Origin of the sequence: Corynebacterium sp. HMSC035E02, assembly GCF_001836065.1 — a bacterium.
Taxonomy (GTDB): Bacteria; Actinomycetota; Actinomycetes; order Mycobacteriales; family Mycobacteriaceae; genus Corynebacterium; species Corynebacterium hiratae.
Genome location: NZ_KV827377.1, coordinates 44879 through 71405, shown reverse-complemented (window position 1 = coordinate 71405; position 26527 = coordinate 44879). Strand labels below are relative to the sequence as shown.

Here is a 26527-nt window from a genome sequence, read left to right as displayed (position 1 = left end):
GGTGTCTGATTTCCACGTCTCTGTGCCTTTGTCCGCGCGCCTAGACGCCGAGCCCTTCGCACTCTCCTTCTCCGGACAAGGCTATGCCTGGCTGCCGACGCTGCGCAGTGCCCTCGCTGCCGGCGTCCGGCCACTCATAGCGGAGTACCTCGCCGAAGCCGAGGAACTCCTTGCCCCGCTGGAGGACGAGCTTGTACCCACCGCGCCGCGCGGGTTTGCGCCACTGGTGTGGGCGGACGAGGAGCAAGGGAGGGCACATGGGCTGGACGACGCCTCACTCTCCACCCCCGGCATCCTCACCGCGCAGCTGGCCGTACTCGAATGCTTGCGCGCGCACGGAGTAGAACTCGACGACGCCGTCACCAGCATTGGTCACTCCCAAGGCGTACTCGCCGCAGCGGTGGTGGAGAAGCGCATGAGACCAGCGGAGGCCCTGGCGCTGGCACGCCTCATCGGTGCAGCCATGACGACTACCGCGCGCAGCGCTGGGCTCATACGCACCCCGCAGGGCGCGCCCATGGCGGCGGTGACGGGCGCGACGAGACAGCAACTGCGCGAAGTCGGAGCACACATCGGGCTCGACAACGGCCGTGGGCGCTTCGTCATCGTTGGAACACCGGCTGAGCTCGCCCGAGTGAAGGCCACGCTGCAGGAGAGCTCGGACCTCAAGGAAGGGCGGGAAGGGGAGTCAGCCGCCATCGCTGTCACCGACCTTGAGGTTTCAGCAGCGTTCCACCATCCCACCATGCAGTTTGCGGTGGAGCAGGTGGAAAGCTGGGCGGAGCGAATCGGCTTGGACCTAGAAATCACCGCGCAGCTCGCGCGGGCCGTGCTCACGGATTACGTGGACTGGCCCGAGCGCGTTGACTCGGCGCTCGAAGCCGGGGCTCGCTGGATATTAGAAGTGGGGCCTTCCCGCGGGGTGGAGCCGTTGACGCGGGACATTGTTGCTGGACGCGGCGTGGGCACGCTTGCCGTGGGGACGGCGGAAGGACTGGCTCAGCTCGCGGAACCGGGTCGCGCACCGGCTCTGCCCCGCGCGTGGTCCGAGTGGGCCCCGCGCATTGCAAACGGGCGCCTAGTGACTGCCTTTACGCGAGCCACCGGCTACTCACCAGTCATGCTCCCCGGGATGACCCCCACCACTGTGGAACCAGGCATCGTCGCCGCAGCCGCCAATGCCGGGCACTGGGCGGAGCTGGCCGGCGGAGGACAGCACACCGATGACATCCTGCAGGAGAACCTGCACACCCTGGGTAGGTTGCTGCAGCCCGGGGTGAACGTCCAGTTCAACGCACTGTACCTTGCGGCTTCCCAGTGGCGTCGCCAGATCGAGGGGCCGAACTCGATTCTGCGAGCACGCGAAGGAGGAGCACCCATCAACGGCGTGGTGATTTCCGCTGGCATTCCGCCTGTGGAGGAGGCCAAAGAGCTGGTGGAGAAGCTCCACGCCGCGAACATCCCTTGGGTCGCCTTCAAACCGGGAACTTCGGCGCAGGTGGAGGAGGTACTCTGTATCGCCGATGCTCTCACTGAGACCACCCTCATCATGCAGCTGGAAGGCAGCGCGGCCGGTGGCCACCACTCCTTAGAAGGTCTCGATGACGTCCTCGTTGCTACTTACGCGCGGATCCGTGAGCGCGACAATATTCTCCTCGCTGTTGGTGGGGGAATTGGTACCCCAGCGCGCGGTGCAGAGTACCTGCTGGGTACGTGGGCGCAGCGCTTCGGTCTGCCCGCGGCGCCAGTCGATGCCATCATGGTGGGCACCGCTGTCATGGCGGCGAAGGAATCCACCGCATCCGAGTCGGTAAAGCAGGCGCTCGTCGCTGCGCACAGTGGGGACGTTATATCGGGCCGCTCGGACCTAGGGGCGGACATCCATGAGCTGGACAACTCTTTCGCCCGCGCCGGGCGCCTTCTGGATGAGGTGGCCGGTGACGCCGCGGCCGTAGAAGCACGCCGCGCCGAGATCATTGAGGCCATCGGGCGCACGTGCAAGCCTTACTTCGGCGACCTCGATGAGAGGTCCTATTCCGAGTGGCTGCAGCGCTACCTTGAGCTGTCCTACCAGGACGGCTGGGTTGATGAATCCTGGTTGAGGCGATTTACGAGCATGGTGGCTCGCGCCGAAGCCCGCCTTCACCCGACCGATCACGGCGAGATCGAGTTGCGCGTTGAGGTTGACCGCGAGAACCCGGCTGAGGCAATTAATCAGCTGACCGAACTCTACGGTGACGCCGCGCTGCACCCGACCGACGCCGCGTGGTTCATTCAACTCGTGGACGGTCCGGGCAAACCCGCAAACTTTGTGCCGGTTATCGATTCCGAGGTACGCCGCCGCTGGCGCCGCGACACCTTGTGGCAGGCGCACGATGAGCACTACGAGGCCGATGAGGTCTGCATCATCCCCGGCACGGCGGCTGTTGAGGGAATCGAGCAGGCCAACGAACCGGTGGCACAGATACTAGGCCGCTTCGAGCAGGCGGCGCTTGCGCTTCTCGACGACTCCAGCGAGGAGCCTGTCTTAAGTAATGAAGAGCTCATCCGCCGAGCCCCGGGCCTAAATTGGGCGGGGCGCGAGCAGCCCAACCCCCTGCGTCTTGGACTTGATGGGGCCGAGCTGGACACTGCGGTCGACGGCACCATGTGGTTGACCGTTCCTTTTCACTCCGGAGCTGAGCTGCGCGTTCGCATCACTCCGCCGCGCGTTCCGGGTGCCTCACCACTCGTTAAGGTCGAGGATGCTGAATCCGCCATGCGGGATCTGCTGCGCCAGGCCCTCGGCGGTGACCTACCTGAGGTTGATTCCGGGATCGCAACAATCAGCGCTCACCTCAGCGCCACCGACATTGCCCAGTATGGTGCGGTGACGAGCGGGGAAATGAGCCCTGATGTCTCGCCCGATGTTCTCGTCGGCCCCGCCTGGCCGGCACTCTTCGCCGTCCTGGCCAGTGCCCACACTGAGTCGGGGGAACCGGTGGTGGAGGGCTTCCTTGGCCTCGTCCACCTTGAGCATTCGCTGAGCCTCAAGTCAGACACCTGGGAGCTGCTTCGCAGCAGCGTCGCCCTGGGCTGCGAGCCCTTGGCACTGAACTACACCGCAGCACTGAAAGACGTTCGCGATACGCCCTCGGGGCGCCTCATCGACGTGAGCGTTGCTGTCGCCGCCGCGGTAGGCGGCGGCGAGCGCGAATTTGCGCAGTTGCACGAGCGCTTCCTTATTACCGGGCGGCGCGGCGATGCCCCGCTCGAGCTCGCGCGCGTCACAACTAATGGTGCACAAGAAAACGGGACAGAGACAGCAGAGCCGTCCTTCCGGGAGACGCCGCGCTCCTTCCGCTACCGCACCACCGCAGTGGCACCGGAAGAATTGCGGCCCTTTGCCGTGGTGACAGGGGATAGGAACCCCATCCACCTGTCATCGAACGCAGCGGCATTGGCGGGGCACCGTGAAGGCCCCATCGTCCACGGCATGTGGACCTCGGCGCTGGCGCAAGCAGCCGCGGCTTTCGACGGCGCTCGCGTTCTCGAGTGGTCCACTACCTGGCTTGCACCCGTGCTGCCGGGCAGTGAGGTGGAGTTCGAGGTGGAACGGGTGGGCGTCGACAAGCGCGGCGGCTACGGCGAGGTCCGCAGCGTGACCGCCACCAGCCAGGGCGTGCCGGTGCTGCAGGCGCGAGCGACGATGAGCAGTCCCACCACCTTCTACGCCTTCCCCGGCCAAGGCATTCAATCCCCGGGGATGGGGATGAAGGACTATGCGGAGTCCGCAGCGGCGCGCGCCGTGTGGGAGCGTGCGGACCGGCACACGCGGCAAGACTTGGGCTTTTCCATCCTGGAGATCGTCCGCCACAACCCCGACACCGTGGTGGTGGATGGTGAGACCTTCACCCACCCGGAAGGCGTGCTTTATCTGACGCAGTTCACGCAGGTGGCCATGGCCACGCTGGGCTGCGCGCAGATTGCAACGCTCAAGGAAGCCGCGGTGCTCGATTCCGGTGCCTTCTTTGCTGGCCACTCGGTGGGCGAGTACAACGCCCTAGCCGCTTATGCCGAGGTCCTGTCCTTGGAGGCGGTCCTGGACATTGTTTATGTCCGCGGGCTGACCATGCACCGACTGGTCGAGCGCGATTCCGCGGGCCAGTCGCTCTACGGTTTGGCAGCGCTGCGCCCGCCCAAGATGGGGATGAGCGCGGGCGAGGCCATCGCCCATGTTGCCCGCGTGGCCGCAGAGACCGGCGAGTTCCTTGAGGTGGTCAACCACAATATTGCCGGGCGCCAATACGCGGTCGCCGGGACGAAGGCGGGGCTGGATGCGTTGGCTCATGACGCCGAACGCCGCGCCGCGGGACAGCGCGCCGTCATCCCCATCTCGGGGATTGACGTGCCCTTCCACTCCTCCCGCTTAGTGAGCGGCGTGGCAGATTTCCGCGCGCACCTTGACGCGCTCATCCCTGAAGGGATCAACCTCGATGCCCTGGTGGGGCGCTATATTCCAAACCTCGTGGCGCGGCCCTTCGCGCTCAGCCGCGAGTTCGTGGAATCCATCGCCGCGGTGGTGGATTCGGAACCCATCGCGGAGATCCTGGCGGACTTCGATGGTGCCATGGCAAGCCCGGCGCGCTTGGGGCGAACCCTGCTCATCGAGCTTTTGGCCTGGCAGTTTGCCTCCCCGGTGCGCTGGATAGAGACCCAGGATCTGCTCCTTGGGCAGCTCGGCGTGGAGCGTTTCCTCGAGGTCGGCGTTGGTGCCGCGCCGACGTTGACCAACATGCTGGGCCAAACCCTGCGCCTGCCCCAGTACGCGGGCAGCGCAGGCATCGAGGTGCTGAATTACGAGCGCGACCGCGGGCGAGTCTTTGCCGAAGACGCCGAGCCGGTGCCCGACTCAGCAGCGGAGGTGGCTGCGCAGCCGGACGCTGCCGAAACGGAACCGGCAGAATCTGAGTCGAGGCAAGCAGTCGACAGGGCACACCGGGAAAACTCCGTCCACGCCCCGCGCGAGGAGGCCCCGGCCGCCGTCGAGGACCGCCCGCTCAGCGTGCACCAGGCCCTCGAGATGCTTATTGCTCTGTGGACCAAGGTCCGGCCTGACCAGATGACGGCGACCGATTCCATCGAAACCCTCGTGGAAGGCGTGTCCTCCCGCCGCAACCAGTTGCTCGTTGACCTCGGCGTGGAGTTCGGCATCAGCGCCATCGAGAATGCCGCGGATGCGCCTCTCCCGCAGCTGGCGGCGAGCGTGGCTCAGCGCGCGCCGGGCTATGCAGCTTTCGGGGAAGTCCTCAGAGAGCAGGTCGCGCAGGCTCTCAACCGGCTCACCGGGCCCGCGGGCAAGAAGCCGAGCTACGTGGCCGAACGCGTGAGCAATACCTGGGGATTGGGCTCGGGCTGGGCCGATCGCGCTATTGCACAGCTGGTCCTAGGCACGCGCGAGGGCTCATCGCTGCGCGGCGGGGAGCTGGCCAGCTTGCCCATGACCGGTGTGGCATCGGCGGCTGAGCTCGATGCACTGATCGACGCCTCCGTGCGCGCCGCCGGCGAGCGCGAAGGAGTCTCGCTGCAAAAGGCCGCAGCACCAACGCCACACGAGACCGTAGACCCAGAGGCGGTGCGCGCCTATACCGAGCGCCTTGAAGCGGCGCTGGAGGACTCCGCCCGCGCTGCACTCGCCGCCCTCGGCCGTGAGGAGACCCCGATTGAGCAGGGGGACAGCGCCGCGCACACGGAGCTGGAGCAACTCGTTGCAGTGGAGCTCGGCCCGGACTGGCAGCGACAAGTCGCCCCCGCTTTTGATGCTCGCAAGGCAGTGCTTCTCGACGACCGCTGGGCCAGCGCCCGCGAGGACATCGCCCGCGCGGCGGCCGCCGGGGAAGCAGAGCCCGAGCTGGACGTGTTGGGTGCCGGTGAGGAAGTTGCGCTCCTGGCCGAGCACTTCGGCTATGAGCATCTGGCCCGCGATGCCCGCACCCCGGCCGACGGGTTGCTCTTCGCTGACCAAGTAGCCGTGGTGACGGGTGGCTCGCCGGGCTCGATTGCCGCCGAACTCATCGGTGAATTGCTCGCGGAGGGCGCAACCGTGATTGCGACGACTTCCCGGCTAGGCCACGAGCGCCTCGAGTTCTATAAGGAGCTCTACCGCAACCGTGCCGTCGGTGCGGCGGCCCTGTGGGTGGTTCCAGCAAACCTCAATTCCTTCGCGGACGTGGATGCACTCGTGGAATGGATTGCGGCGGAGCGCACCGCTACCGTGGGTGGCGAGTCCGTGCGACTGAAGCCGGCTTACGTGGCGGATTTGCTCTTCCCCTTCGCCGCGCCGCGCGTGGCGGGCACCCTCCAGGATGCCGGTGCGGGGGCGGAGTCCCAGATGCGCCTGCTGCTGTGGTCGGTGGAGAAGCTCATCGCGTCGCTGTCCGCCGTGGGCGCGGATACACATGTTGGACACCGGCTGCACGTGGTGCTGCCGGGCTCGCCGAACCGTGGGCGCTTCGGCAGCGATGGAGCCTACGGCGAGGCCAAGGCGGCCCTTGATGCTTTGGTTAACCGCTGGTCCGCAGAGCAGTCCACGTGGGGCGCGCGCACCTCGCTGGTGCATGCCCACATCGGGTGGGTGCGCGGCACCGGCCTGATGGGCGGAAACGATCCGCTGGTTGCGCAGGTGGAGGCCCGCGGCGTGCGAACCTTCTCAGCGAAGGAGATGGCGGTGCAGCTTATCGACGCCACCGCCTCTTCCGACATCCGCGCCGAAGCAGCACAGGCGCCGCTGAGCGTGGACCTCACTGGCGGGCTGGCCGAGGCCGAGCTAGACCTAGCCGCGCTTGCCCGGGATTCACAGTCAGAGGATGCAGATGCATCGAGCGCAGCTGCTAGATCGGGCGAAGAGAAGGCTCCGCGAACGGCGAAGGCCCTGCCGAATGTGCTGAGGCCTGCAGAGCGGACCAGCCCCGACTTCAGCGGGGTGACGCAGTCCCTCGAGGACATGGTGGTCATCGTCGGCGCCGGCGAGCTCGGTCCGCTGGGCTCCTCGCGTACCCGCTATGAGGTGGAGGTCGGCGGAGAGCTCTCTGCGGCTGGCGTGCTGGAGCTGGCGTGGAGCCGCGGGCTCATCAGCTGGGATGAGCGCACGGCCGGCTGGCTGACAGCCGGAGGTGAGGAGTTAGCGGAGGAAGACGTCTACGAGCGCTTCCACGACGAGGTCCTCGCCGGGATTGGTGTGCGCCGCTTCCACGATGACTTCGGCCCGCACCTGCCCATGGTGGATAACCTCGCGCCCGAGCTGGCCACCATCTACTTGGAGAAGCCACTGAGCTTTACCGTGCAGGACGAAGAGACAGCGCGGAGCTTCGTCGATAGTTGCGAGGGCGCCACACTGCGCCGTGTCACTGATCCGACTGGCGAGGTCGAATGGCAAGTCACCCGGCCTGCTGGCTCCGCGGTGCGGGTACCGCGGCGCGTGACCATGACCCGCTTTGTGGGCGGCCAGATACCGGAGGGCTTCGACCCGCAGGTCTACGGCATTCCCGCGGACATGGTGGATAACCTCGACCGCCTTGCCCTATGGAACCTGGTGTGCACCGTGGATGCCTTCCTCTCCGCAGGCTTTAGCCCGGCCGAGCTCTTGGCCCATGTCCACCCGGCGCGCGTGAGCTCCACCCAGGGCACCGGCATGGCGGGCCAGGAGGCGCTGCGCTCGCTGTACGTCGATAAGCTGTTGGGCCAGCCGCGCCCCAATGACATCCTGCAGGAAGCGCTGCCCAACGTCATTGCCGCGCACGTGATGCAGTCCTATGTCGGCGGCTATGGCCAAATGGTGCACCCGGTGGCCGCCTGTGCCACGGCGGCGGTGTCGGTAGAGGAGGGCGTCGACAAGCTGCGCCTGCACAAGGCCGATTTCGTGGTGGCCGGCGGCGTCGACGCCCTGTCCATCGAGGGCATTACCGGCTTTGGTGACATGGCGGCCACCGCCGATAGCGCCGAGATGATGTCGAAGGGGATTGAACACCGCTTCTTCTCCCGTGCTAATGACCGCCGCCGCGCTGGCTTCGTGGAATCCGAAGGCGGCGGAACCATCCTGCTTGCACGGGGAACCTTTGCGGCGGAGATGGGGTTGCCGGTCCTCGGCGTGGTGGGCTTTGCTGAGTCTTTCGCCGACGGCGCGCACACCTCCATCCCCGCGCCGGGCCTGGGTGCACTCTCTGCAGCGCGGGGTGGGCAGGACTCCCGCCTGGCGCGCTCGCTGGAGGCCCTCGGCGTGGGCCCCGACGATATCGCCGTTGTGTCTAAGCACGATACGTCCACCAACGCCAACGACCCCAACGAATCGGATCTGCACGAGCGCATCGCCGCCGCACTCGGCCGCAGCCCCGGCAACCCGCTGTATGTGGTTTCGCAGAAGAGCCTTACCGGGCACGCCAAGGGCGGTGCCGCCGCCTTCCAACTCGTCGGCCTGACTCAAGTGCTGCGCAGCGGAATTCTCCCGCCGAACCGTTCGCTTGATTGCGTTGACCCGGTGCTGCGCCGCCACGCGCATCTGGTGTGGCTGCGCCAGCCGCTGGACCTGCGCCGCACCCCACCCAAGGCAGGCCTGGTGACCTCTTTGGGCTTCGGGCATGTTTCCGCCCTCATCGCGCTGGTTCACCCGGGTGCTTTCTTTGCTGCATTGGCCCGGGAGCAGGGTGAGGGCGTGGCCGAAGCCTGGCGGGCAGCCGCTACCGAACGCGAGCGTCGTGGTCTGCGGCGCTTGGAAGAAGCCATGCGAGGTGGAGCAGCGCTGTACGAGCGGCCGGTGAACCGCAACCTGGGGACCGGAACAGCCGACGAGGTAGTGAAGCGTGAGGCCACAGCTTTGCTGTGCGAGTCCACGCGGCTTCGCAACGGCATGCTTAATCCGGAGGGAGGAGACACAACGCAACGGGGGTAGCTTCCGTTGACGTATCCCCAGCGTGCACCCTCTGGAACGATAAAGAAGCAGGTCAGATGGGTTGGAGAAGTCCCCCAATCTGGGGCACCATGCAAGGGTGAATAAAGCTAAGAAGCCTCTACTAGGCCTTATTTCGGTCGTCGCCGCCACTCTGCTTGCCGCCTGCTCCGCCACGGGTGGAGCGCCCCGCCCCGAAGCGGACGGCGAGCTAGCCGGTGGCGTCGACACCGAGCGCCTTGTCGTCGCCATGATTTCCCACGGCGCGCCGGGTGATACGTACTGGGATCTCGTGCGCAAGGGTGCGGAGGACGCCGCCCGCAAGGACAACATCGAGCTGCGTTACTCCTCCGACCCGGAAGCGCCCAACCAGGCTAACTTGGTGCAATCCGCCATTGACTCCGGTGTGGACGGCATTGCCGTAACCATGCCCAACTCTGCGGCGATCGGGCCGGTAGCCAAGAAGGCCGCGGATGCCGGCATCCCCACCGTGGGGCTTAACGCCGGCATGGATGATTATCAGAAGTACGGCATGAGCGCCTTCTTCGGCCAAGAGGAAAAGGTGGCCGGTACCAAGGCCGGCGAGCGGCTCAAGGACGATGGCGCCAAGCACGTTCTGTGCGTCATCCACGAGCAGGGCAACTCTTCACAGGAGTCGCGCTGCGCCGGCGTGAAAGACGGCCTGGACAACGGCAAGGTGGAGATCCTCTACGTCAACGGCAAGGATCTGACCTCCGCGCAGTCCACCATTAACGCGAAGCTGAGCCAGGATCCGTCCATTGACTGGGTCATGGCGCTGCAGGCCTCCGTGGCGATGCGCTCCGCCGACGCGGTTGCTGACGCCTCCTCCCAGGCCAAGGTCTCCACTTTCGACACCAACGCCGAGCTTGTCGACGCCATCGCGGACAATCGCATCGAGTGGGCCGTCGATCAGCAGCCTTATATGCAGGGCTACCTCGCCGTCGACTCGCTGTGGTTGGCGCACCGCAACGGTTCCACGATGGGCGGCGGCCGCCCCGTGTACACCGGTCCCTCCTTCGTGGATTCCACCAACGTGGACATCATCTCCGAATCCGCTAAGGCAGGTCTGCGATGAGCGAAACCGCTACTGCATCAGACGAGGCTCTATCTAGCCCCGCCGATACGCGCCTGACCCGTCGCAGCGGTTTCGCGCGCCTCATCCGCCGCCCAGAGTTGGCCAGCCTGCTCGGTGCTGTGGTCATCTTCGTCCTCTTTATGATTGTGGCGCCCGCCTTCCGCTCGGTGGAGGCCTTCTCCACGGTGCTCTACGCCAGCTCCACGCTGGGCATTGTGGCCCTAGCAGTGGGCCTGCTCATGATTGGTAATGAGTTTGATTTGTCCTCCGGCGTGGCAGTGACCTCCGCGGCGCTCGTGGCCACCATGCTCAACTACAACTTCCACCTCAACTCGTGGGTGGGCGTGGGGCTGTCCCTCATCACCGCACTGGCCATCGGTGCACTCAACGGCTTCCTCGTGGTGCGCACCAAGATCGATTCCTTCCTTATTACGCTGGCGGCATTCCTCATGCTGCAGGGCCTCAACCTGGCGATTACCAAGCTGGTTACGGGCCAGGTTGCCACCCCGACTATCTCGGACATGGAAGGCTTCGGCTCTGCTCGCGTCATCTTTGCCGGCACCGTCCATATTGGCAGCCTGAGCATCCGCGCCACCGTTATCTGGTGGATCTTCTTCGTCGCCATCGCCTCGTGGGTGCTCTACAAGACGCGCTGGGGTAACTGGATCTTCGCCGTTGGTGGCGACGATGAAGCCGCCCGCGCCGTCGGCGTTCCCGTGCGCCGCGTCAAGGTGGCGTTGTTCATGCTCGTCGGATTTGCAGCGTGGTTCGTGGGCATGCACACCCTCTTTGCCTTCGACTCCATCCAGGCCGGCCAAGGCATTGGCAACGAGTTCCTCTACATCATCGCCGCGGTTATCGGCGGCTGCTCCATGACCGGCGGGCGCGGTACCGCGGTAGGCACCGCCATCGGCGCGCTTATCTTCGGCATGACCAACCAGGGCATCGTGTACGCCGGTTGGAACCCCGACTGGTTCAAGTTCTTCCTCGGCGCCATGCTGCTCTTCGCCGTGCTCACGAACACCTCGGTGGCCAACTTTACGAGGAAGCGATAATCATGATTGAGCTGCACGATATTTCCCAAACCTTCGGCAACTTCCACGCCCTGCGCGGTATCAACCTCAGCGTGAAGGAAGGGGCGGTGACCTGCGTGCTGGGTGATAACGGCGCGGGCAAGTCCACGCTGATCAAGATCCTCGCCGGCCTCAACCAGCCCACGGGCGGCACCATCACCGTCGATGGGGAAGAGGTGAACTTCGCCAGCCCCCGCGATTCCCTCGATGCCGGAATTGCCACCGTGTACCAGGATTTGGCGCTGGTGCCTTCGCTGTCGGTGTGGCGCAACTTTTTCTTGGGCCAGGAACTAACCGGGGCGCTGGGGAGCTTGCGTGAGGAAGAGATGAAGCGGATTACGCATGACCAGCTGGCCGAGATGGGCATTGAGCTTGGCGACGTCTCCGTGGAACTCTCCGCTCTCTCCGGCGGCCAGCGCCAGGTGGTCGCGATTGCCCGCGCCATCTACTTCGGCGCGCGCTACATCATCTTGGACGAGCCGACCGCCGCTCTTGGTGTGAAGCAGTCGGGCATGGTGTTGCGCTTTATCGACGCCGCCCGCGAACGCGGCATGGGCGTGGTGTTCATTACGCACAACCCGCAGCACGCCTACCTCGTGGGCGATCATTTCATCGTGCTCACGGTGGGGCAGATGTCGCTGGATGCCTCCAAGGAGGAGGTCACGCTGCCGGAGCTGACCCAGTGGATGGCCGGCGGCGACGAGCTGGAGGAGCTCAAACAGGAGCTGGCGCGCTAGGCCACAGTTGGCGTAACTAAGCTGGCCTGCATGACTATGAGTGGCGTGAGCGTGGGCACCGACCTGGTGCACATCCCCTCCTTTGCCCAGCAGCTGGAGCTTCCCGGCACGCACTTCGCGCAGGTTTTCAGCGCCTCCGAATTGCGCGTGGCGCAGGCCCGTGGACTGAGCGGTGCTGCCCGCGCGCAGCACCTCGCAGGGCGCTGGGCGGCGAAGGAGGCCTTCATCAAGGCGTGGTCGCAAGCGCTCTACGGGCATCCGCCGGTCCTAGCGGAGGAGGCCGTGGACTGGGCCGAGATTGAGGTCCGCCCCGATGCGTGGGGCCGCGTAGCACTTGAACTGCGGGGCGAGATTGCCCGCCTCGCGCGGGAGTCCTTGGGGGATTTTTCACCGGCGTTGTCCATCAGCCATGATGGTGATTACGCCACCGCTATCGTGCACCTTTCGCGGCACACGCCATAACCCACGCCATGATCTAGGCGCTGGTGGCGATGGCAAAGAGGTAGGCGATGAGCATGCGCTTAATCTCTTCCACCACGCCATCGAAGCTCTCCTCCGAGCGCATGGTGCTGTAATTGAGCAGCGAGACCACGGTGTGGACGAGGAAGGCCGCAATTTCCACTCGGGCGGACTCGTTCATGCCTTGGGCAAGTGGTTCGATGATCTCGGCGATAGGTTTGAGCAGAGACAGCTCCGTATCAGCGGCCGTGGCGCGGGTGGCCGGCGTGGACTGCACGGCATGCCACACTGCGCGGCGCGAGCGGTCCTCGCGCCAGACCCGCGCCATGCGATCAATGAACTCCTCGAGAAAGTCCGGCCACTGCAGGGCCGGCACGCGCTGGGAAAAACGCTCAACCTCCGCCAGCATTTCGGCGGTGTCTTGGCGGTCAAGCTCGCAGATCAGCACGTACTTGTTGGCGAAGTATTGATACAGCGTGCCAATCGGCACTTCCGCGCGGCGCGAGACCTCGTCGAAAGTAAAAGACTCGAAGCCATGGTCCACGAGCGTCTGACGCGCGCAGGACAAAATCCGGTCATACTTGGCCCGGCTACGCGCCTGCGCTGGGCGACGCCTAGGGACCAGTATCTCCGGTGACTTCGAGCTAGATTCCACGGTTTAGTTGAGCCCCTTGAGCACGCGGGCGACGTGGCCGGTGGCCTTGACGTTGTACATGGCTTGGCCAATGGTGCCGTCTTCCTCGACGAGGAACGTGGAGCGGATAACACCCTGGACGATCTTGCCGTAGTTCTTCTTCTCACCGAAAGCGCCGTACGCAGTCATGACCTCCTTATCGGGGTCAGAGAGCAGCGGGAAGTTCAGCTCGTGGTCCTCACGGAACTTAGCCAGGGCCTCGGGCTTGTCGGGGGAGATGCCCACCACGGCGATGTTCATGCCATTGAGCTGCTCTAGGCTATCGCGGAAGTCGCAGGCTTCCTTCGTGCAGCCAGGGGTGTTGGCGCGCGGGTAGAAGTAAACCACGACGCGCTGGCCGGCATAGTCGCTCAGGCTTACGGTGTTGCCGGCATCATCGCTGAGGGAAAAAGCGGGGGCTTTGTCACCCACGGACAGTCGTTGTGCTTCAGTCATGGTGTATAGCCTACCGTGCTCTCCCTTAGGACTCTTTGGTGAATCTCAGTTCGCTCGCCGCAGCACAGCTGAGACAAAACGTGGCCAACTCTGCAGGGGAGCCGGTGGTCAATGTAGAATGTCCACGTTAGAACCTCAACGGTTAGAAAGACACTAACCGCAACAACACCGAACGAAGCCAAAATTCAGGAGATTCACGTGGCACGCAACATTGATGATATCCAGCGCGACATCGAGCGCACCCGCCGTCAGCTGGCTAGCACCTTGGATGAGCTGGCTGATCGCAGCAAGCCGCAGAACTTCGTCGAGGACGCTAAGGGCGCGGCAACCCAGAAGTTGCAGGAGCGCAATGTGCAGATGGCGCTCGCCGGCGTTGGTGCAGCCGTCGTAGGCCTTATCGCTTTCTCCGTTTTCCGCTCCAAGCGCCGCAAGTCCGATATCAAGGAGCTGCAGCGCCTGCTCGCTGAGCGTCGCTAGAGCCGGTTAGCGCCGTTGGGCGCGACTGCATACCTAGAGGCCCTGCCTTGGGAAATACCCCGGGGTGGGGCATTTTTGTGCTCCGTATGCGTTACTGGAAGCATTGCCTACCCTATGCGGGCTTTGGGTAGCCTTACCTGTCTGTGTAGTATGAACCTCCGAACAGACCATAAGACCAAAGTTTGAAGGAGAAATCGTGCTTCACGTATCGACGCCTGCAGGCCAGGCATCCCGTCCGCGCGTCGGGCGAGTAGTAGGGGCGTGCGCCATGGTGGCGGCGCTGGCCAGCGCGCTGGCGGGCTGTGCCTCCGACAATGCCGATGCCGGCAGCGAGCAGGCCACGGGAGCGCAGGGGACTGCCGCTGTGAGTTTCACAGACCTTGCCGGCCGCCAGGTGGAGCTGGACCACGCGCCGGAACGCGTCATCCTGGGAGAAGGCCGCAGCGTCTTTGCCACCGGCATCCTCAACAAGGAAGACCCGCTGGACAAGGTCGTGGCCATCGGATCGGACCTGAAGCAGAATGTGCCCGACTACTACCGCGAGCTGGAAAAGACCGCGCCCAAGGTCAACGAGCTGCCGGAAATCGGCGGCTTCACCAAGGGTGACGTGACCGTGGAGGAACTGATCAGCCTCGACCCGGACCTCATCGTGCTCTCCAAGGATCAGTATGAGGCCTCCCAGACCGCCGGGCTCACCGACAAGTTGGACCAGGCCGGCCTGACCTATGCCGTCACGGACTTCCGCGCCAAGCCCTTGGAGAACACCATTCCCACCATGGAAATCTTCGCCGATATCTTTGGCCACGAGGACCGCGCGGAGGAGTTCATCGCGGACTGGCAAAAGAACGTGGACCTGGTGACCGAGCGTGCCACGAAAGCACAGGACAAGCCCTCCACCTTCGTGTGGCGCGCAGCGGGTGTCTCCGACTGCTGCGGCTCGTGGAATGACTCCAACATTTCTGAGCTGGTCAACGTCGCCGGCGGAAAGAACGTGGCAGACGGCATCATCGAGGGAGAGTCCGGCGCACTGACCCCGGAGAAGGTCATCGACGCCGATCCCGACATGATCATCGCCACCGGCGGCGACTGGTCCGCCAAGGTGGATAACGCAAAGGGCCACACCGGCTTCGCTGCCGCCGGCTATGGCATCAGCGAAAAGGATGCCCACGAGAGCGCCGCTTCGCTGGCCGGCGTCCAACCTGGTTTTGAGGACCTCTCTGCCGTCAAGGAGCACAACCTCCACGGCCTGTGGCACCAGTTCTACAACTCGCCCTTCAACTACCTGGCACTCCTTCAGATCGCCGCGTGGCTCCACCCAGAGGACTACGCAGACGTCAACGTTCAGCAAGAATGGGCCGAAGCCCAAGAGAAATACTCGCCCGTCCCAGGCGACGGAACCTTCTTCAGCACCAATTAGTCATGAGCATTCTCACATCAACCGGGCGCTCGGCAAGCCCTGAACGGACCACGCGCGCAGAAACCGCAGTTCTTCCCGTGGAGGCCCTGGCATGCGAGCACTCCCGTGTAACACGCCGCCGCATCGCCATCGTCGCCGGGCTAATCGTCGTGGCTCTCGCCGCCTTCGTCGTCAGCGTTATCGTCGGCGCCATCGACCTCACCCCGGGTCAGGTGCTGCGGGGGATGGTGGATCCGGGAGGTGTCGACAAGCAAACGCGTACAGTCCTGTGGAGCCTGCGCCTGCCTATGGCTGTCATGGCGCTGCTTATCGGCGCCAGCCTGTCACTGGCTGGCGCACAGATGCAAACCATCCTGGATAATCCGCTGGCGGAACCCTTTACTCTCGGTATTTCCGCGGCGGCTGCCTTCGGCGGAGCCAGTGCCATCGTGTTGCGTTGGCAGCTTTTGGCCCAGCCGCAGTTCAACCTCGCGCTCATCGCGTGGCTGTCGGCGGCGCTCGCCACGGCCATCATCGTCGTTGCCGCCGTTATCCGCGGCGCGAAGTCCGAGACGATGGTGCTGCTCGGCATCGGCCTCGTCTTCTTCTTTCAGGCTATGCTGGCGCTCATTCAATACCGCTCTTCCAGCGAGGCTCTCCAACAGATCGTTTTCTGGTCCATGGGTTCGCTCACCCGCGCCAGCTGGCAGGCCAACGCCGTGCTAGCCGGCGTGCTTGCAGTGGCGCTGCCCATCCTGGGCGCGCTGTCGTGGCGGCTGACAGCGCTGCGGCTTGGCGATGCCCGCGCCACCGCCCTCGGTGTCAACACCTCCCGTCTGCGCGTGATCGTGCTCGTCGTGGTCTCACTCGTCGCGGCCACCACCGTGGCCTTCGCTGGCATCATCGGCTTTATTGGCCTAGTAGGCCCTCACATCGCGCGCATGCTGGTGGGGGAGGACCAACGCTACTTCGTGCCGGCATCCATGGCCGCGGGCGCGGCGGTGATGTGTGCCGCCCATGCGCTGAGCCTCGTCATTAAGCCCGGGCTGGCCATCCCCATTGGCATCGTGACCTCACTATTGGGCGTGCCGTTCTTCATCGCCATCGTCATGACCCGGAGGAGGGCATTGTGGACGTAGAACTCACCATCGCTGATCTGACCGCCGGCTATGGTTCGCGCACGGTGGTAGACGGGCTGAGTCTCCCCACGCTGCGCGGCGGGCAGGTGGTGGGCTTGCTGGGGCCGAACGCGTCTGGCAAGACCACCACCATTAAGGCGCTCGCCGGCGTGCACCGCGCGCGGGGTGGCACGGTTGATTTTCGTGTCGACGGCCAAGCCCCGCGCGGGCAGCGGCGCCGCCAGCTCATTGGCTACGTGCCGCAGGGCCTGCCGCACACCGCGGCGCTGCGGGCGTTTGAGGCGGTGCTGATTGCGGCGCGGCGCGAAGCATGCGAGGACCCAATCACCCGCACAGCCGAGGTCCTGCACTCCATGGGGCTCGATGAGATTGCGCAGCGCTACCTCAATGAGCTCTCTGGAGGCCAGCGCCAGCTCGTCGCCGTGGCGCAGATGCTCGTGGGGACCCCTGGGCTCATGCTTCTCGACGAGCCCACTTCTGCCCTCGATCTCAACCGCCAGCTCTTCGTCTTGGGCCGCGTGCGGGCAAAAGCTCGGGAGGAAGGCAGCCTCGCGTTGGTGGCGATTCATGACATCAATCTGGCCGCCCGGATGTGCGAGCAGCTTGTCGTGCTTCACGGCGGCAAGGGACGCGCTCACGGCGCGCCGGGGGAGGTGCTCACGGAGGAACTCTTGCGCGAGGTCTACGGCGTAGAGACGGATGTGCTGGACCACCGCGGGCAACCCATCGTGGCGCTGCGAGAGGTTAGTTAGACTCGGGCCGTGTGAGCCGAAATTCGCCCGAGAACCTCCTGCTGTACCTCACCCCGGAGGATGAAGACACGATCCGGGAAGTCTATGCTGCCCTGGCTCAGCGTGGCTTTCCGGTGCAGCACCAGCGCCCGCACATTACGGTAACGTTTGCGCCGGCGCTCGAGACCGCAGTCGTCGACGAGGCCCGCACGCTGTTGCCGCCGCTACTGCCGGCGCTGTTTCATCGCGTCGGGACGGTGGTATTCGGGAGGAAAAGCAAGCAGACCGTGGCGTGGCTTCTGGAAACTACGGACGAGTTGGAGATCGCTGCGCGCCAGTTAAGCGCCGCGAACCCGGAAGGCCGCGGGCCTCGATGGACCCCGCACCTGACGATGGGGCTGCGCCTGCCCCGAGCGCTCGTTCCCGACTATATGCGGGCACTCGATGAAATCTCGACGTTTGAGCACAAGGAATTCACGGCGGCGCAGGCCGCGTGGTGGCGGCCTAAGACACAGCGCTCGGAGGTCTTCGGGGCTTAAGCCTCTAACCCCCCTTAACCCGGTCGTCGGGGCTGTGGCACGAGGAAACCCCCTTCATCTAGGATGAAGGGGGTTAAACTGTGCGCCATCAGGGAATCGAACCCCGAACCCACTGATTAAGAGTCAGTTGCTCTGCCAATTGAGCTAATGGCGCTTGTGTTTACTCGGTGGCTTCTGATTTCCTCAGCGCCTGCCGTGCAACGAGATGTAACTTTAACACCCTCTTCCTGAAAAGGTAAAATCGCCAGGTGAATAAAGGTTTTTGAGCTCCTAAGGTTGCGGCTACTTGTCTCTTCTTTGAAAGTGTGGAGTGTGGGAGTGGGGAAGACCGGTAACGAAACGGTTAAGGGCGGTGGCGCTAACTAGTTAGAAGGCCGTGCGGGCGGTTAGGCTTAGTGCACTCTTGTCCTTGTCTGTCCTTTTATGAGCTAGGGGTTTGTGTGCACTCTCTATTCCCTTCTGCACGTCCCGCAGTGCTTCTCTCGAGTCTCATTGCGACTGCCTCCCTTCTGACTGCCTGCACCATTGGCGGGGCCGAGAATTCCAGCCCGGCCGATAGTCACTCTGAGGCAGACGCCCAAGCGAGTGCGGCGGCGGATGCTTCGGCCTCGGCAGCCGCTAAGGCGAAGCAACTAAAGTTTTCTGTCAAAGACGGCGCTAGTGATGTCGATCCTTCCGAACCGGTCGAGGTCACTTCTCCTGCGGGTCTGAAGTCGGTGACGATGACCAACGAGGCCGGCAAAGTGGTGGAGGACGAGCTGTCGAGTGATTCGACCACGTGGAAGAGTGCCGAGGTTCTGGGGTACAACCGCACCTACACCATCGATGCCACAGACAAGAATGGCACCCACAAGACCATCACCTTCACTACCCCGCAGGCCGCGGCGGTGTCTGAGGTGGCGTTGAGCCCGCTGCCGGACTCCGAAGTAGGAGTGGGCCAGGTTATCGGCGTGCGTTTCGGCAACTACGTCACCGACCGCAAGGCGGCCGAGAAGGCCATCACGGTCAAGACCGAGCCTGCCGTTGAGGGGGCGTTCTACTGGGTAAATAACCAGGAGGTGCGCTGGCGCCCGCAGAACTACTGGGAGCCGGGCACGAAAGTGACTGTCGACGTCGACCTGTACGGTCGCAACCTCGGCGGCGGTGTTTACGGCGGCGAGGATGCCTCAACCAACTTTACTATCGGTGACCGCGTCATCGCGCTGATCGATAACAACACGAAGATGATGTCGGTGTTCAAGAATGGCGAGGTGCTGCGCCGCATTCCGGTGTCGATGGGCCGGGATGGCCAGTGGGACACCCCGAATGGCGCCTACATCATCGGTGACCAGTACCCGTCCCTCACTATGGACTCGACTACCTTTGGCCTGGCTCTCGACGCCGGCGGTTATAAGACCGACGTTCAGTGGGCGACCCAGATGTCTTACTCCGGAATCTATGTCCACGCGGCGCCCTGGGCTGTGGGTGCGATGGGCAGTTACAACCAGTCCCACGGCTGCATCAACGTGACTACTGAGGCTGCTCAGTGGTTCCAAAACACGGTCAAGCGCGGCGATATCGTGAGGGTTTCCAACACCGGCGGTGGCGTGTTGAGCCCGCTCGACGGCCTGGGGGATTGGAACATGGACTGGGAGACGTGGTCTGCGGGGAACGCTACCGCTAACCAGTAGCCCGGTTGATTGCCGGGGTAGTCTTGCGGAAAAACTGCCAAGGAAAGGGCCCCGGATGAACTGGTATAAGCGAGCTGCGATAGTGCTACTAGCGCCGTTGGCGTTGGTGGCGTGCTCCTCGGAAGGCGGTAGCACGCATGAGGAAAGCGAAAGTGCAAGCCCGTTTGTATCAAGCGTTAGCGCTGCCGCTCCAGCTGAGGAAGGTACGTGCGCGACTGAATTCGATGTCCCGGCGCTGTTGGAGGCGATGCCGGAGGAATTCGCTGGCCTGGCGCACGACCCCACGTATGACGCGGGTGAGCCTGATGGCTGGGGGCGCTTCTATCAGGCGGATGGGCTGCAATTTATGGTCAATTCCACCTATCTAGATGAGAAAGAAACCGATCCTTGCCCGCAGGACAATGAGCAGGCCGCGCGAGACGTGCGCTCGTTCATCGCCGAGGACTATCAGCGTCAGGAGCGAGAGAACGGCGAAGAAGTCAAACCTTTTGAGGACCTCGACTTCACTGAGGGTGGACGCTACTTTGCCTGCGCGAAGCATCCGGAGGCGGACCTGCGACAGTTCTTTTGTGTTACCACCGTGGGTAATGCGGAAGTGGTTAACTACATGTTCCGGCACTCGATGGGTGATGTGAAGGACGTGGAAGATATGAAGAGCGCATCGAAGGAATTGGCCGCGATTATTGACAGCGTTGCCTAGGGTTACCGTCTAGGGTGCCCCCGAAAGTAAAGTCAGTTAATTCATTATTGGCATACTGTGGCCCCGCAACGGGCGGCGTTGTGTCATGCCTGCGCACTTTGTGAAGCACTACGCAGGCGCAAATGTTAAGTGGTTTGCATCACGTCTCTGTTTTGGTGAATCTTGTGGAGAACTAGTTATTCACTGCAAAGATGGAGGCAGAAGTGGATCTCTACGAGTACCAAGCTCGAGACCTCTTTGAAGCTCATGGGGTTCCCACCCTGAAGGGCATTGTTGCGACCTCGGCCGTGCAGGCTGAGGAAGCAGCCACGAAGCTGGGCACGCCGGTGGTTGTGGTCAAGGCACAAATCAAAACCGGTGGGCGCGGCAAAGCTGGGGGAGTCAAGCTAGCGCACAGCCCCGCGGAAGCCGCGGAGAAGGCCAACGAGATCCTAGGCCTGAAAATCAAGGGCCATACCGTGCGCAAGGTGATGGTGGCAGAAGGCGCAGACATCGCTGAGGAATACTACTTCTCGATCCTCCTCGACCGCACCAAGCGCCGTTACCTGGCCATGCTCTCCAAGGAAGGTGGCGTGGAGATTGAAAAGCTGGCTGAGGAGCGCCCAGATGCCCTGATTAAGCGCAGTTTCTCCCCACTCGACGGCATGACGGACACCCTCGCTAGGGACATGGCATATGAGGCGGGGTTTGATGAGGGGGACGTCGCCAAGCTCGTGCCCGTGTTTAAGAAGCTCTACACGGTCTATACCGAGGAAGACGCCACGCTGGTGGAAGTTAATCCGCTGGTCAAGACGTCAAGCGGCGAAATTATTGCGCTCGATGGCAAGGTCACGCTGGATGATAACGCGCAGTTCCGCCACCCCGAGCACCGCGACCTGCAAGACCACGGTGCGACCGACCCGCTGGAGCTCAAGGCGCAGAAGATGGGGCTGAACTATGTCAAGCTCGATGGTTCGGTGGGTATCATCGGCAACGGCGCTGGCTTGGTGATGTCAACGCTCGACGTCGTGGCCTACGCCGGCGAGGACCTTGCATCGCAGCCGAAGCCCGCGAACTTCCTGGATATCGGCGGTGGTGCCAATGCGGAAGTGATGGCTAACGGGCTTGAGGTGATTCTCAGTGACCCGCAGGTGAAATCTGTCTTCGTCAACGTCTTCGGTGGTATTACCGCCTGCGACGAGGTTGCTAAGGGCATCGTGCAGGCGTACAAGATTTTGGATTCTGAGGGGATCGAACCCAAGCCGCTCGTGGTGCGCCTCGACGGCAACAATGCCGAGCTGGGACGCTCGATTCTTAATGACGCACGCCTGCCCAAACTGGAGCAGGTTGAAACCATGGATGCTGCTGCCCGCAGGGCTGCTGAGCTGGCGAACTAGGAGTAGATATGTCGATTTTTCTCAACAAAGACTCGCGGATCATTGTGCAGGGCATGACGGGTTCGGAAGGCATGAAGCACACGCGCCGCATGCTGGCGTCCGGCTCCAACATCGTAGGTGGCGTCAACCCGCGCAAGGCCGGCGAACGCGTAGACATTGATGGGCGCGAGATCCCTGTGTTTGGCAGCGTGCGCGAGGCTATGCAGGCGACAGACGCCAACGTCACCGTCATCTTCGTGCCGGCAAAGTTCACCAAGGATGCGGCGGAGGAGGCGATCCGCGCTGGCATTGAGCTCGTCGTGATCATCACCGAGGGAATCCCAGTGAAGGACACGGCGGAGCTCTATGCGTTGGGACGCGAGTCCAAGACGCGCATCATCGGCCCCAATTGCCCGGGGCTGTACACACCGGGTGAATCCAATGCAGGCATTATCCCGGCGGAGACCGCTCCGAACCCGGGAAAGATTGGCTTGGTGTCGAAGTCGGGCACGTTGACGTACCAGATGATGTACGAGCTCTCTGATATCGGCTTTAGCACGTGCGTGGGAATCGGTGGTGACCCGATTATCGGCACGACGCATATTTCTGCGATCGAGGCATTCCAGAATGACCCGGACACCGAGGCAATCATCATGATTGGTGAGATTGGCGGCGACGCAGAAGAGCACGCTGCGGCCTATATCAAAGACCACGTGACGAAGCCGGTCATTGCCTACATTGCTGGATTTACCGCACCAGAAGGCAAGACGATGGGCCACGCCGGTGCCATCGTCTCGGGTGGCTCCGGTACGGCAGAAGGAAAGAAGGCAGCGCTGGAGGCCGCCGGTGTAAAGGTAGGAAAGACCCCGTCCCAAGCGGCAGAGTTGGTGCGAGCAGCCTTGGCGTAGTTGGGTGAGGGACATGGGGTGGTTCGCCCCCATGCCTCTCCAATAAGAACTAGCGGGGGAGACCGCGGCGTCGTGACACCGTCTTGTCGAAGGGAATCCAAAAGCGTAAGGCTGCGTCTTGGTTCTTCGAGATTCCGATGCGCGGCCCGCGGACCCACTCCGGCTCGCTCTCGCGCTCGCTGAGGAGTACGGGCGTGCCGTTGTCCTCGATGCTGAAGCCAAGGGCCTTGCCCACATTGCCAGGGCCGCGGGCGAGATTATGAAACTCCGTGTCGCCCCTCCGCTGGTAGGCGAGGTCTATACCGTCGATTACTTCGCCGGCCCGCAGCAGGCAGCCCTCGCCGGTCCCCTCGGGTGCACAAACGATATTGCCGTTCCGGTGGATGCCGTAGGACACATAGACGTAGAGGCGGCCGGGGGGACCGAACATGGCGGCGTTGCGTGGGGTACGTCCGTTAAAGGTGTGCGAGGCCTCATCGCCTGAGCCGAGGTAGGCCTCCACCTCTGTGATTCGAATGGAGACGCCGTTGTGCGTCAGCACCATTCCCAGCAGTTGGGGAGCGACGATGTCTGCGGAGGCGGTGAAATCGATCATTTCCGCAGTCTAACGTGCGAACGAGGTTTAGACCTTGGCCTTGTCTTCTTCGGCTTCAATCTCTGCGTTGAATTCGCGTTTGGAGGCCTGCCACTGGTCCTCAGTCATGCCGATACGCCAGTAGCCAGAGATAGAAACGTCTTCCTTGGGAATTCCAGATTCCACGAAAAGGAAACGACGCAGCTCCTTGATCATCTCGGCGACACCGTGGATGAACCAGCTGGTTTTCTTCCCCGTGGGGATACCAGCTTCGCGTACCACGCGGGATAGCTCAGTACCGGGGGTAGCGCCATTGCGGACCACCCAGATGACCTCCACGCCCTCGCGGGTGGGGAGTTCAAACGTGCGGTCTTCGGCCGCGATCTCGATGTATGCAGTTGCAGTCGCGCCTTCGGGGAGACGCTTCAAGCCGGCACCGATGGCCGGTGCTGCGGATTCATCACCGGCGAACACAAAGTGCGCATACTCTTCGGTGGGTCCCCACGCGCCACCTGGGCCGAGGAAACCGATTTTCTCTCCGACCTCAGCTACTCGTGCCCAGGGACCGGCCAAGCCGGAATCACCGTGGGTGACAAAGTCAACGTCGAAGTCCCCGGTTTCCGGGTTCAGGTTGATCAGGGTATAGGTGCGGAGAATCGGTTGTTTATCACGCGGCTGCTCTTCACGAATCTGCTGGACATCAAACGGCCAAGAGTAGTCAGCGCTTTGTGGTACGAACAACAGCTTGATGTAGTGATCCGTAAACTCCAGCTCTTTGCCCACAAAAGCCGGGGAGTTCATGCTCAACCGAACCAAATCCGGTGAGGCCTGGTGACGACCAGTCACGGTCGCTTCATGCGCCTTGCGGGGCTTGCGCTTCGGCGCCGCTTCTTTAGTTTGGGCAGCCATTGTTATCACTGTCCTTCGGGATACTTGAGTTGCTGTGAGGGCGGGAGCCTACACAATACTAGATTAGGTAAGGCTAACATATCCAAGGCTAGGGTGGTTCGGCGCAAAAAGTTAACCCCGCATCCTGCTCAAGCAGAATGCGGGGTCTATTCGGGGTGGCTGACGGGGCTCGAACCCGCGACACCCAGGATCACAACCTGGTGCTCTACCAGCTGAACTACAGCCACCATCGTTGCCCGAAAGCAACGAGATACAGGTTAACCCACGTCGTCGGTTTTACAAAAACGCCTGGTAATCGGCGGTTGTAGCAGCCTTTAATTCCTCGGCTTCCGTGGAGGAGGGGCCGTCGTCGGTGCGAAAAACGCTGCGGCGGTAAAAATCAAGCTCGCGGATGGACTCGATAATGTCTTGCAGTGCCCGGTGCGCCATTCCCTTTTCCGGTTGGTTGTAATAAGCCCGCGGGTGCCAGCGGCGGGCGAGCTCTTTAATAGTGGAAACATCAATCATTCGGTAGTGCAGCGCGGCATCCAGACGTGGCATGTAAGCGCGGATGAAGGCGCGGTCTGTGGCGATTGAATTGCCCGCCAGGGGTGCAGGGTGGCTCGGATCGCAGTGCTTTTCGACGAGCTTCAGCACTGCGTCCTCTGCTTCTTCGATGGTGAGCGTGGATTCCCGAATTTCCTTGTCCAACCCGGAGTTTGCGTGCATTGTGGTGACGAAGTCGTCCATCTCCGCGAGTTGTTCTTCCGTGGCGTGCACGACGAGGTCGATGCCTTCGTCAAGGATGTTCAGCTCGGCGTCGGTTATCACGGCGGCAACTTCCACGATGACGTGGCGTTGTGGTTCCAGTCCGGTCATTTCCAGATCGATCCAGACAAGGCGGTCATTCTTAGCGGGGATATCACTCATGGGTTCCACCATAGTTTCTCCTTAGGTGAGGTTCGGGAGGTGCCAGAGTGGGGGTAGATGGGGGTAGGACACATCTGCGGGAATGGGGAGGCGCTTCTTAAACGATGTGAACTGGTGATTTGTGGTGATTGCGGAGGTTACGGTACGCCCTTTTCTCAACTTTTTCATGATTTCGCTCACGAAAGCCTCAGCCGATGGGACATTATTAGGACAGCCTTTAACGTGATGGCACTCACATATTTCGAAGGATGGTACCCCACCGATGTCAGCCTTTCTCGACACCCTCAATGCCCTTATCTGGTCACCAGCGTTGGTCTTTCTATGTCTCGGCGCGGGCATTTACTTCACGCTAGCGACTAAGTTTCTGCAGATACGCTGCATTCCGGACATGATTAAACAGCTGAAGGATGGCGAGAGCTCCGAGGCGGGTGTCTCTTCCTTCCAGTCGCTCATGATTTCCTTGGCCGGCCGCGTCGGCGTAGGCAACATCGCCGGCGTTGCTACGGCTATTGCGTTCGGTGGCCCGGGCGCCGTGTTCTGGATGTGGGCGGTGGCGTTGCTGGGTTCTGCAACGTCGTTCGTGGAATGTACCTTGGCCCAGGTCTATAAAGAGAAGGACCAGGACACTGGTGAGTACCGCGGTGGCCCGGCTTACTACATCGAGAAGGCCTATAAGCACACCAAGGCCGGACCATTCATGATGGTCTATGGCATCGTCTTCGCCGTCGCAATGATTCTTGCTACCAGCTACTTCCTGCCTGGTATTCAGGCTAACGGTGTGGCCGCGGCAGTCCAGAACGCTTGGGGTGTTGATGTCGGCTGGTCTGCGCTGGTTCTGGGCGGAATTCTGGCCATCATCATTATCGGTGGCGTCAAGCGTATCGCTAACTTTGCGTCCCTCGTGGTTCCGTTCATGGCGGCTGCGTACATTATCTTCGCCATCATCATTCTGATCATGAACTTCAGCCAGATCCCTGAGGTCTTTGGCATGATCTTCAAGTCCGCCTTCGGCGCAGAGCAGGCCTTCTCTGGCCTGTTGGGCTCGGCCATCATGTGGGGCGTGAAGCGCGGTATTTACTCTAACGAGGCAGGCCAGGGTACCGGCCCACAGTCGGCCGCGGCGGCAGAGGTTTCCCACCCAGCGAAGCAGGGCTTCGTGCAGGCTTTCGCGGTGTACATTGACACCCTCTTCGTGTGCTCCGCTACCGCGTTCATCATCATCTCCACTGACATGTACAAGGTCTTCGAGGGCGAGTCGGAGGAAGGCCCTGTGCGCTACGCAGGCTCCCTCCCGGATGGCGTTGAGGTGGGCCCGGGCTTTGTCCAGCACGGCCTCGACACCCTGCTGGCAGGTTTCGGCCCGAGCTTCATCGCCATCGCCATCGCCTTTTTCGCCTTCACCACCGTTCTGGCGTACTACTACATGGCGGAGGTCAACCTGACCTACTTCAACCGCTGGATCAGCAACAAGACCACCCGCCGCGCGCTCGTCTGGATTCTGCGTATTCTCCTCGTGGTGTCCGTGGTCGTTGGCGCGACGACGACTCCGGGTTCCGCCTGGGCGCTGGGTGACATCGGTGTTGGTGCAACGGCATGGCTCAACATCATCGCCATTCTTTTCCTGCAGGTCCCGGCTCTCAAGTGCCTCAAGGACTACAGCGCACAGAAGGCTGCCGGCAAGGACCCGCAGTTTGACCCAGAGGCACTGGGAATCCAGAACGCTGAGTTCTGGGTCGAGCGCAAGCTCGCCCGGGAAGAGGCCGCGCAGAAAGCCATTGCGCAGGACTCGCCGCTCCAGGGTTAAGT

The 26527-nt window shown here is 62.8% G+C and carries 20 protein-coding genes and 2 tRNA genes; 15 read left to right on the top strand and 7 right to left on the bottom strand.

Features of this window, described 5'->3' with window-relative positions; translation table 11 throughout:
- Nucleotide 1 precedes the first annotated feature (1 nt).
- The 5 genes from HMPREF2635_RS12275 (at nt 2) to HMPREF2635_RS12255 (ending at nt 12288) form a co-directional block, all read left to right on the top strand.
- Nucleotides 2–8923, top strand: coding sequence for a type I polyketide synthase (locus tag HMPREF2635_RS12275; RefSeq protein WP_070821852.1), 8922 nt, complete (start codon nt 2–4; stop codon nt 8921–8923).
- Nucleotides 8924–9020: 97 nt separating this feature from the next.
- Nucleotides 9021–10016, top strand: a complete 996-nt coding sequence (locus HMPREF2635_RS12270; RefSeq protein ID WP_070821851.1) for a substrate-binding domain-containing protein — start codon at nt 9021–9023, stop codon at nt 10014–10016.
- A complete protein-coding gene (locus HMPREF2635_RS12265; RefSeq protein ID WP_070821850.1) occupies nt 10013–11071 on the top strand; it encodes an ABC transporter permease in 1059 nt (352 codons plus the stop codon). Before HMPREF2635_RS12270 ends, HMPREF2635_RS12265 begins: the two co-directional genes overlap by 4 nt.
- A 2-nt stretch (nt 11072–11073) precedes the next feature.
- Nucleotides 11074–11826 (top strand): ATP-binding cassette domain-containing protein, encoded by a 753-nt coding sequence (locus HMPREF2635_RS12260; protein ID WP_046647351.1) that lies wholly within the window; start codon nt 11074–11076, stop codon nt 11824–11826.
- A gap of 36 nt (nt 11827–11862) precedes the next feature.
- Complete coding sequence (locus tag HMPREF2635_RS12255) at nt 11863–12288, top strand: holo-ACP synthase AcpS (RefSeq protein WP_070509785.1); 426 nt, start codon at nt 11863–11865, stop codon at nt 12286–12288.
- 13 nt (nt 12289–12301) lie between these two features.
- Here HMPREF2635_RS12255 and HMPREF2635_RS12250 read toward each other — a convergent pair whose 3' ends face one another.
- A complete protein-coding gene (locus tag HMPREF2635_RS12250; protein WP_046647350.1) occupies nt 12302–12940 on the bottom strand; it encodes a TetR family transcriptional regulator in 639 nt (212 codons plus the stop codon).
- A 3-nt stretch (nt 12941–12943) separates the two neighbouring features.
- Complete coding sequence (bcp, locus tag HMPREF2635_RS12245; RefSeq protein ID WP_046647348.1) at nt 12944–13414, bottom strand: thioredoxin-dependent thiol peroxidase; 471 nt, start codon at nt 13412–13414, stop codon at nt 12944–12946.
- Between the two features lie 198 nt (nt 13415–13612).
- Here bcp and HMPREF2635_RS12240 point away from each other — a divergent pair, with 198 nt between their 5' ends.
- The 5 genes from HMPREF2635_RS12240 (at nt 13613) to HMPREF2635_RS12220 (ending at nt 17696) form a co-directional block, all read left to right on the top strand.
- Nucleotides 13613–13891, top strand: coding sequence for a DUF3618 domain-containing protein (locus HMPREF2635_RS12240; RefSeq protein ID WP_010191207.1), 279 nt, complete (start codon nt 13613–13615; stop codon nt 13889–13891).
- Nucleotides 13892–14159: 268 nt separating this feature from the next.
- Nucleotides 14160–15308, top strand: coding sequence for an ABC transporter substrate-binding protein (locus tag HMPREF2635_RS12235; RefSeq protein WP_070821849.1), 1149 nt, complete (start codon nt 14160–14162; stop codon nt 15306–15308).
- Nucleotides 15309–15310: 2 nt separating this feature from the next.
- A complete protein-coding gene (locus tag HMPREF2635_RS12230) occupies nt 15311–16426 on the top strand; it encodes a FecCD family ABC transporter permease (protein ID WP_232745235.1) in 1116 nt (371 codons plus the stop codon).
- Nucleotides 16417–17178 carry an ABC transporter ATP-binding protein gene (locus HMPREF2635_RS12225; protein WP_070821848.1) on the top strand — a complete coding sequence of 254 codons (762 nt, stop codon included), beginning with the start codon at nt 16417–16419 and terminating at the stop codon, nt 17176–17178. The genes HMPREF2635_RS12230 and HMPREF2635_RS12225 overlap by 10 nt, the downstream gene beginning before the upstream one ends.
- Nucleotides 17179–17189: 11 nt before the next feature.
- On the top strand, nt 17190–17696 hold the full coding sequence (locus HMPREF2635_RS12220) for a 2'-5' RNA ligase (protein WP_070821847.1): 507 nt from the start codon (nt 17190–17192) through the stop codon (nt 17694–17696).
- Between the two features lie 81 nt (nt 17697–17777).
- On the opposite strand, the gene HMPREF2635_RS12215 is transcribed toward HMPREF2635_RS12220, so the two are convergent.
- Nucleotides 17778–17850: transfer RNA gene (locus HMPREF2635_RS12215), tRNA-Lys, on the bottom strand.
- 286 nt (nt 17851–18136) lie between these two features.
- Here HMPREF2635_RS12215 and HMPREF2635_RS12210 point away from each other — a divergent pair.
- The 4 genes from HMPREF2635_RS12210 to sucD all read left to right on the top strand — a co-directional run bounded on the left by HMPREF2635_RS12210 (nt 18137) and on the right by sucD (nt 22329).
- On the top strand, nt 18137–19366 hold the full coding sequence (locus HMPREF2635_RS12210; protein WP_070821846.1) for a L,D-transpeptidase: 1230 nt from the start codon (nt 18137–18139) through the stop codon (nt 19364–19366).
- Between the two features lie 55 nt (nt 19367–19421).
- Entirely contained in the window at nt 19422–20066 is a 645-nt protein-coding gene (locus HMPREF2635_RS12205) for a hypothetical protein (RefSeq protein WP_070821845.1), read from the top strand.
- A 203-nt stretch (nt 20067–20269) separates the two neighbouring features.
- Nucleotides 20270–21442, top strand: a complete 1173-nt coding sequence (gene sucC, locus HMPREF2635_RS12200; RefSeq protein ID WP_210385870.1) for an ADP-forming succinate--CoA ligase subunit beta — start codon at nt 20270–20272, stop codon at nt 21440–21442.
- Nucleotides 21443–21450: 8 nt separating this feature from the next.
- Nucleotides 21451–22329 (top strand): succinate--CoA ligase subunit alpha, encoded by an 879-nt coding sequence (gene sucD / locus HMPREF2635_RS12195; RefSeq protein ID WP_046647338.1) that lies wholly within the window; start codon nt 21451–21453, stop codon nt 22327–22329.
- Nucleotides 22330–22378: 49 nt separating this feature from the next.
- Here the strand turns inward: sucD and HMPREF2635_RS12190 are convergent, their stop codons facing one another.
- The 4 genes from HMPREF2635_RS12190 to orn all read right to left on the bottom strand — a co-directional run bounded on the left by HMPREF2635_RS12190 (nt 22379) and on the right by orn (nt 24721).
- Nucleotides 22379–22924 (bottom strand): DNA-3-methyladenine glycosylase, encoded by a 546-nt coding sequence (locus HMPREF2635_RS12190; protein ID WP_070821843.1) that lies wholly within the window; start codon nt 22922–22924, stop codon nt 22379–22381.
- A 27-nt stretch (nt 22925–22951) separates the two neighbouring features.
- Nucleotides 22952–23812, bottom strand: coding sequence for a siderophore-interacting protein (locus tag HMPREF2635_RS12185; RefSeq protein WP_070821842.1), 861 nt, complete (start codon nt 23810–23812; stop codon nt 22952–22954).
- Nucleotides 23813–23966: 154 nt separating this feature from the next.
- Nucleotides 23967–24039 (bottom strand) — tRNA-His (locus HMPREF2635_RS12180).
- Between the two features lie 49 nt (nt 24040–24088).
- A complete protein-coding gene (gene orn, locus HMPREF2635_RS12175) occupies nt 24089–24721 on the bottom strand; it encodes an oligoribonuclease (RefSeq protein ID WP_046647412.1) in 633 nt (210 codons plus the stop codon).
- Between the two features lie 262 nt (nt 24722–24983).
- Between orn and HMPREF2635_RS12170 the strand changes: the two genes are divergently transcribed.
- Nucleotides 24984–26525 carry an alanine/glycine:cation symporter family protein gene (locus tag HMPREF2635_RS12170; RefSeq protein WP_070821841.1) on the top strand — a complete coding sequence of 514 codons (1542 nt, stop codon included), beginning with the start codon at nt 24984–24986 and terminating at the stop codon, nt 26523–26525.
- Nucleotides 26526–26527 lie beyond the last annotated feature (2 nt).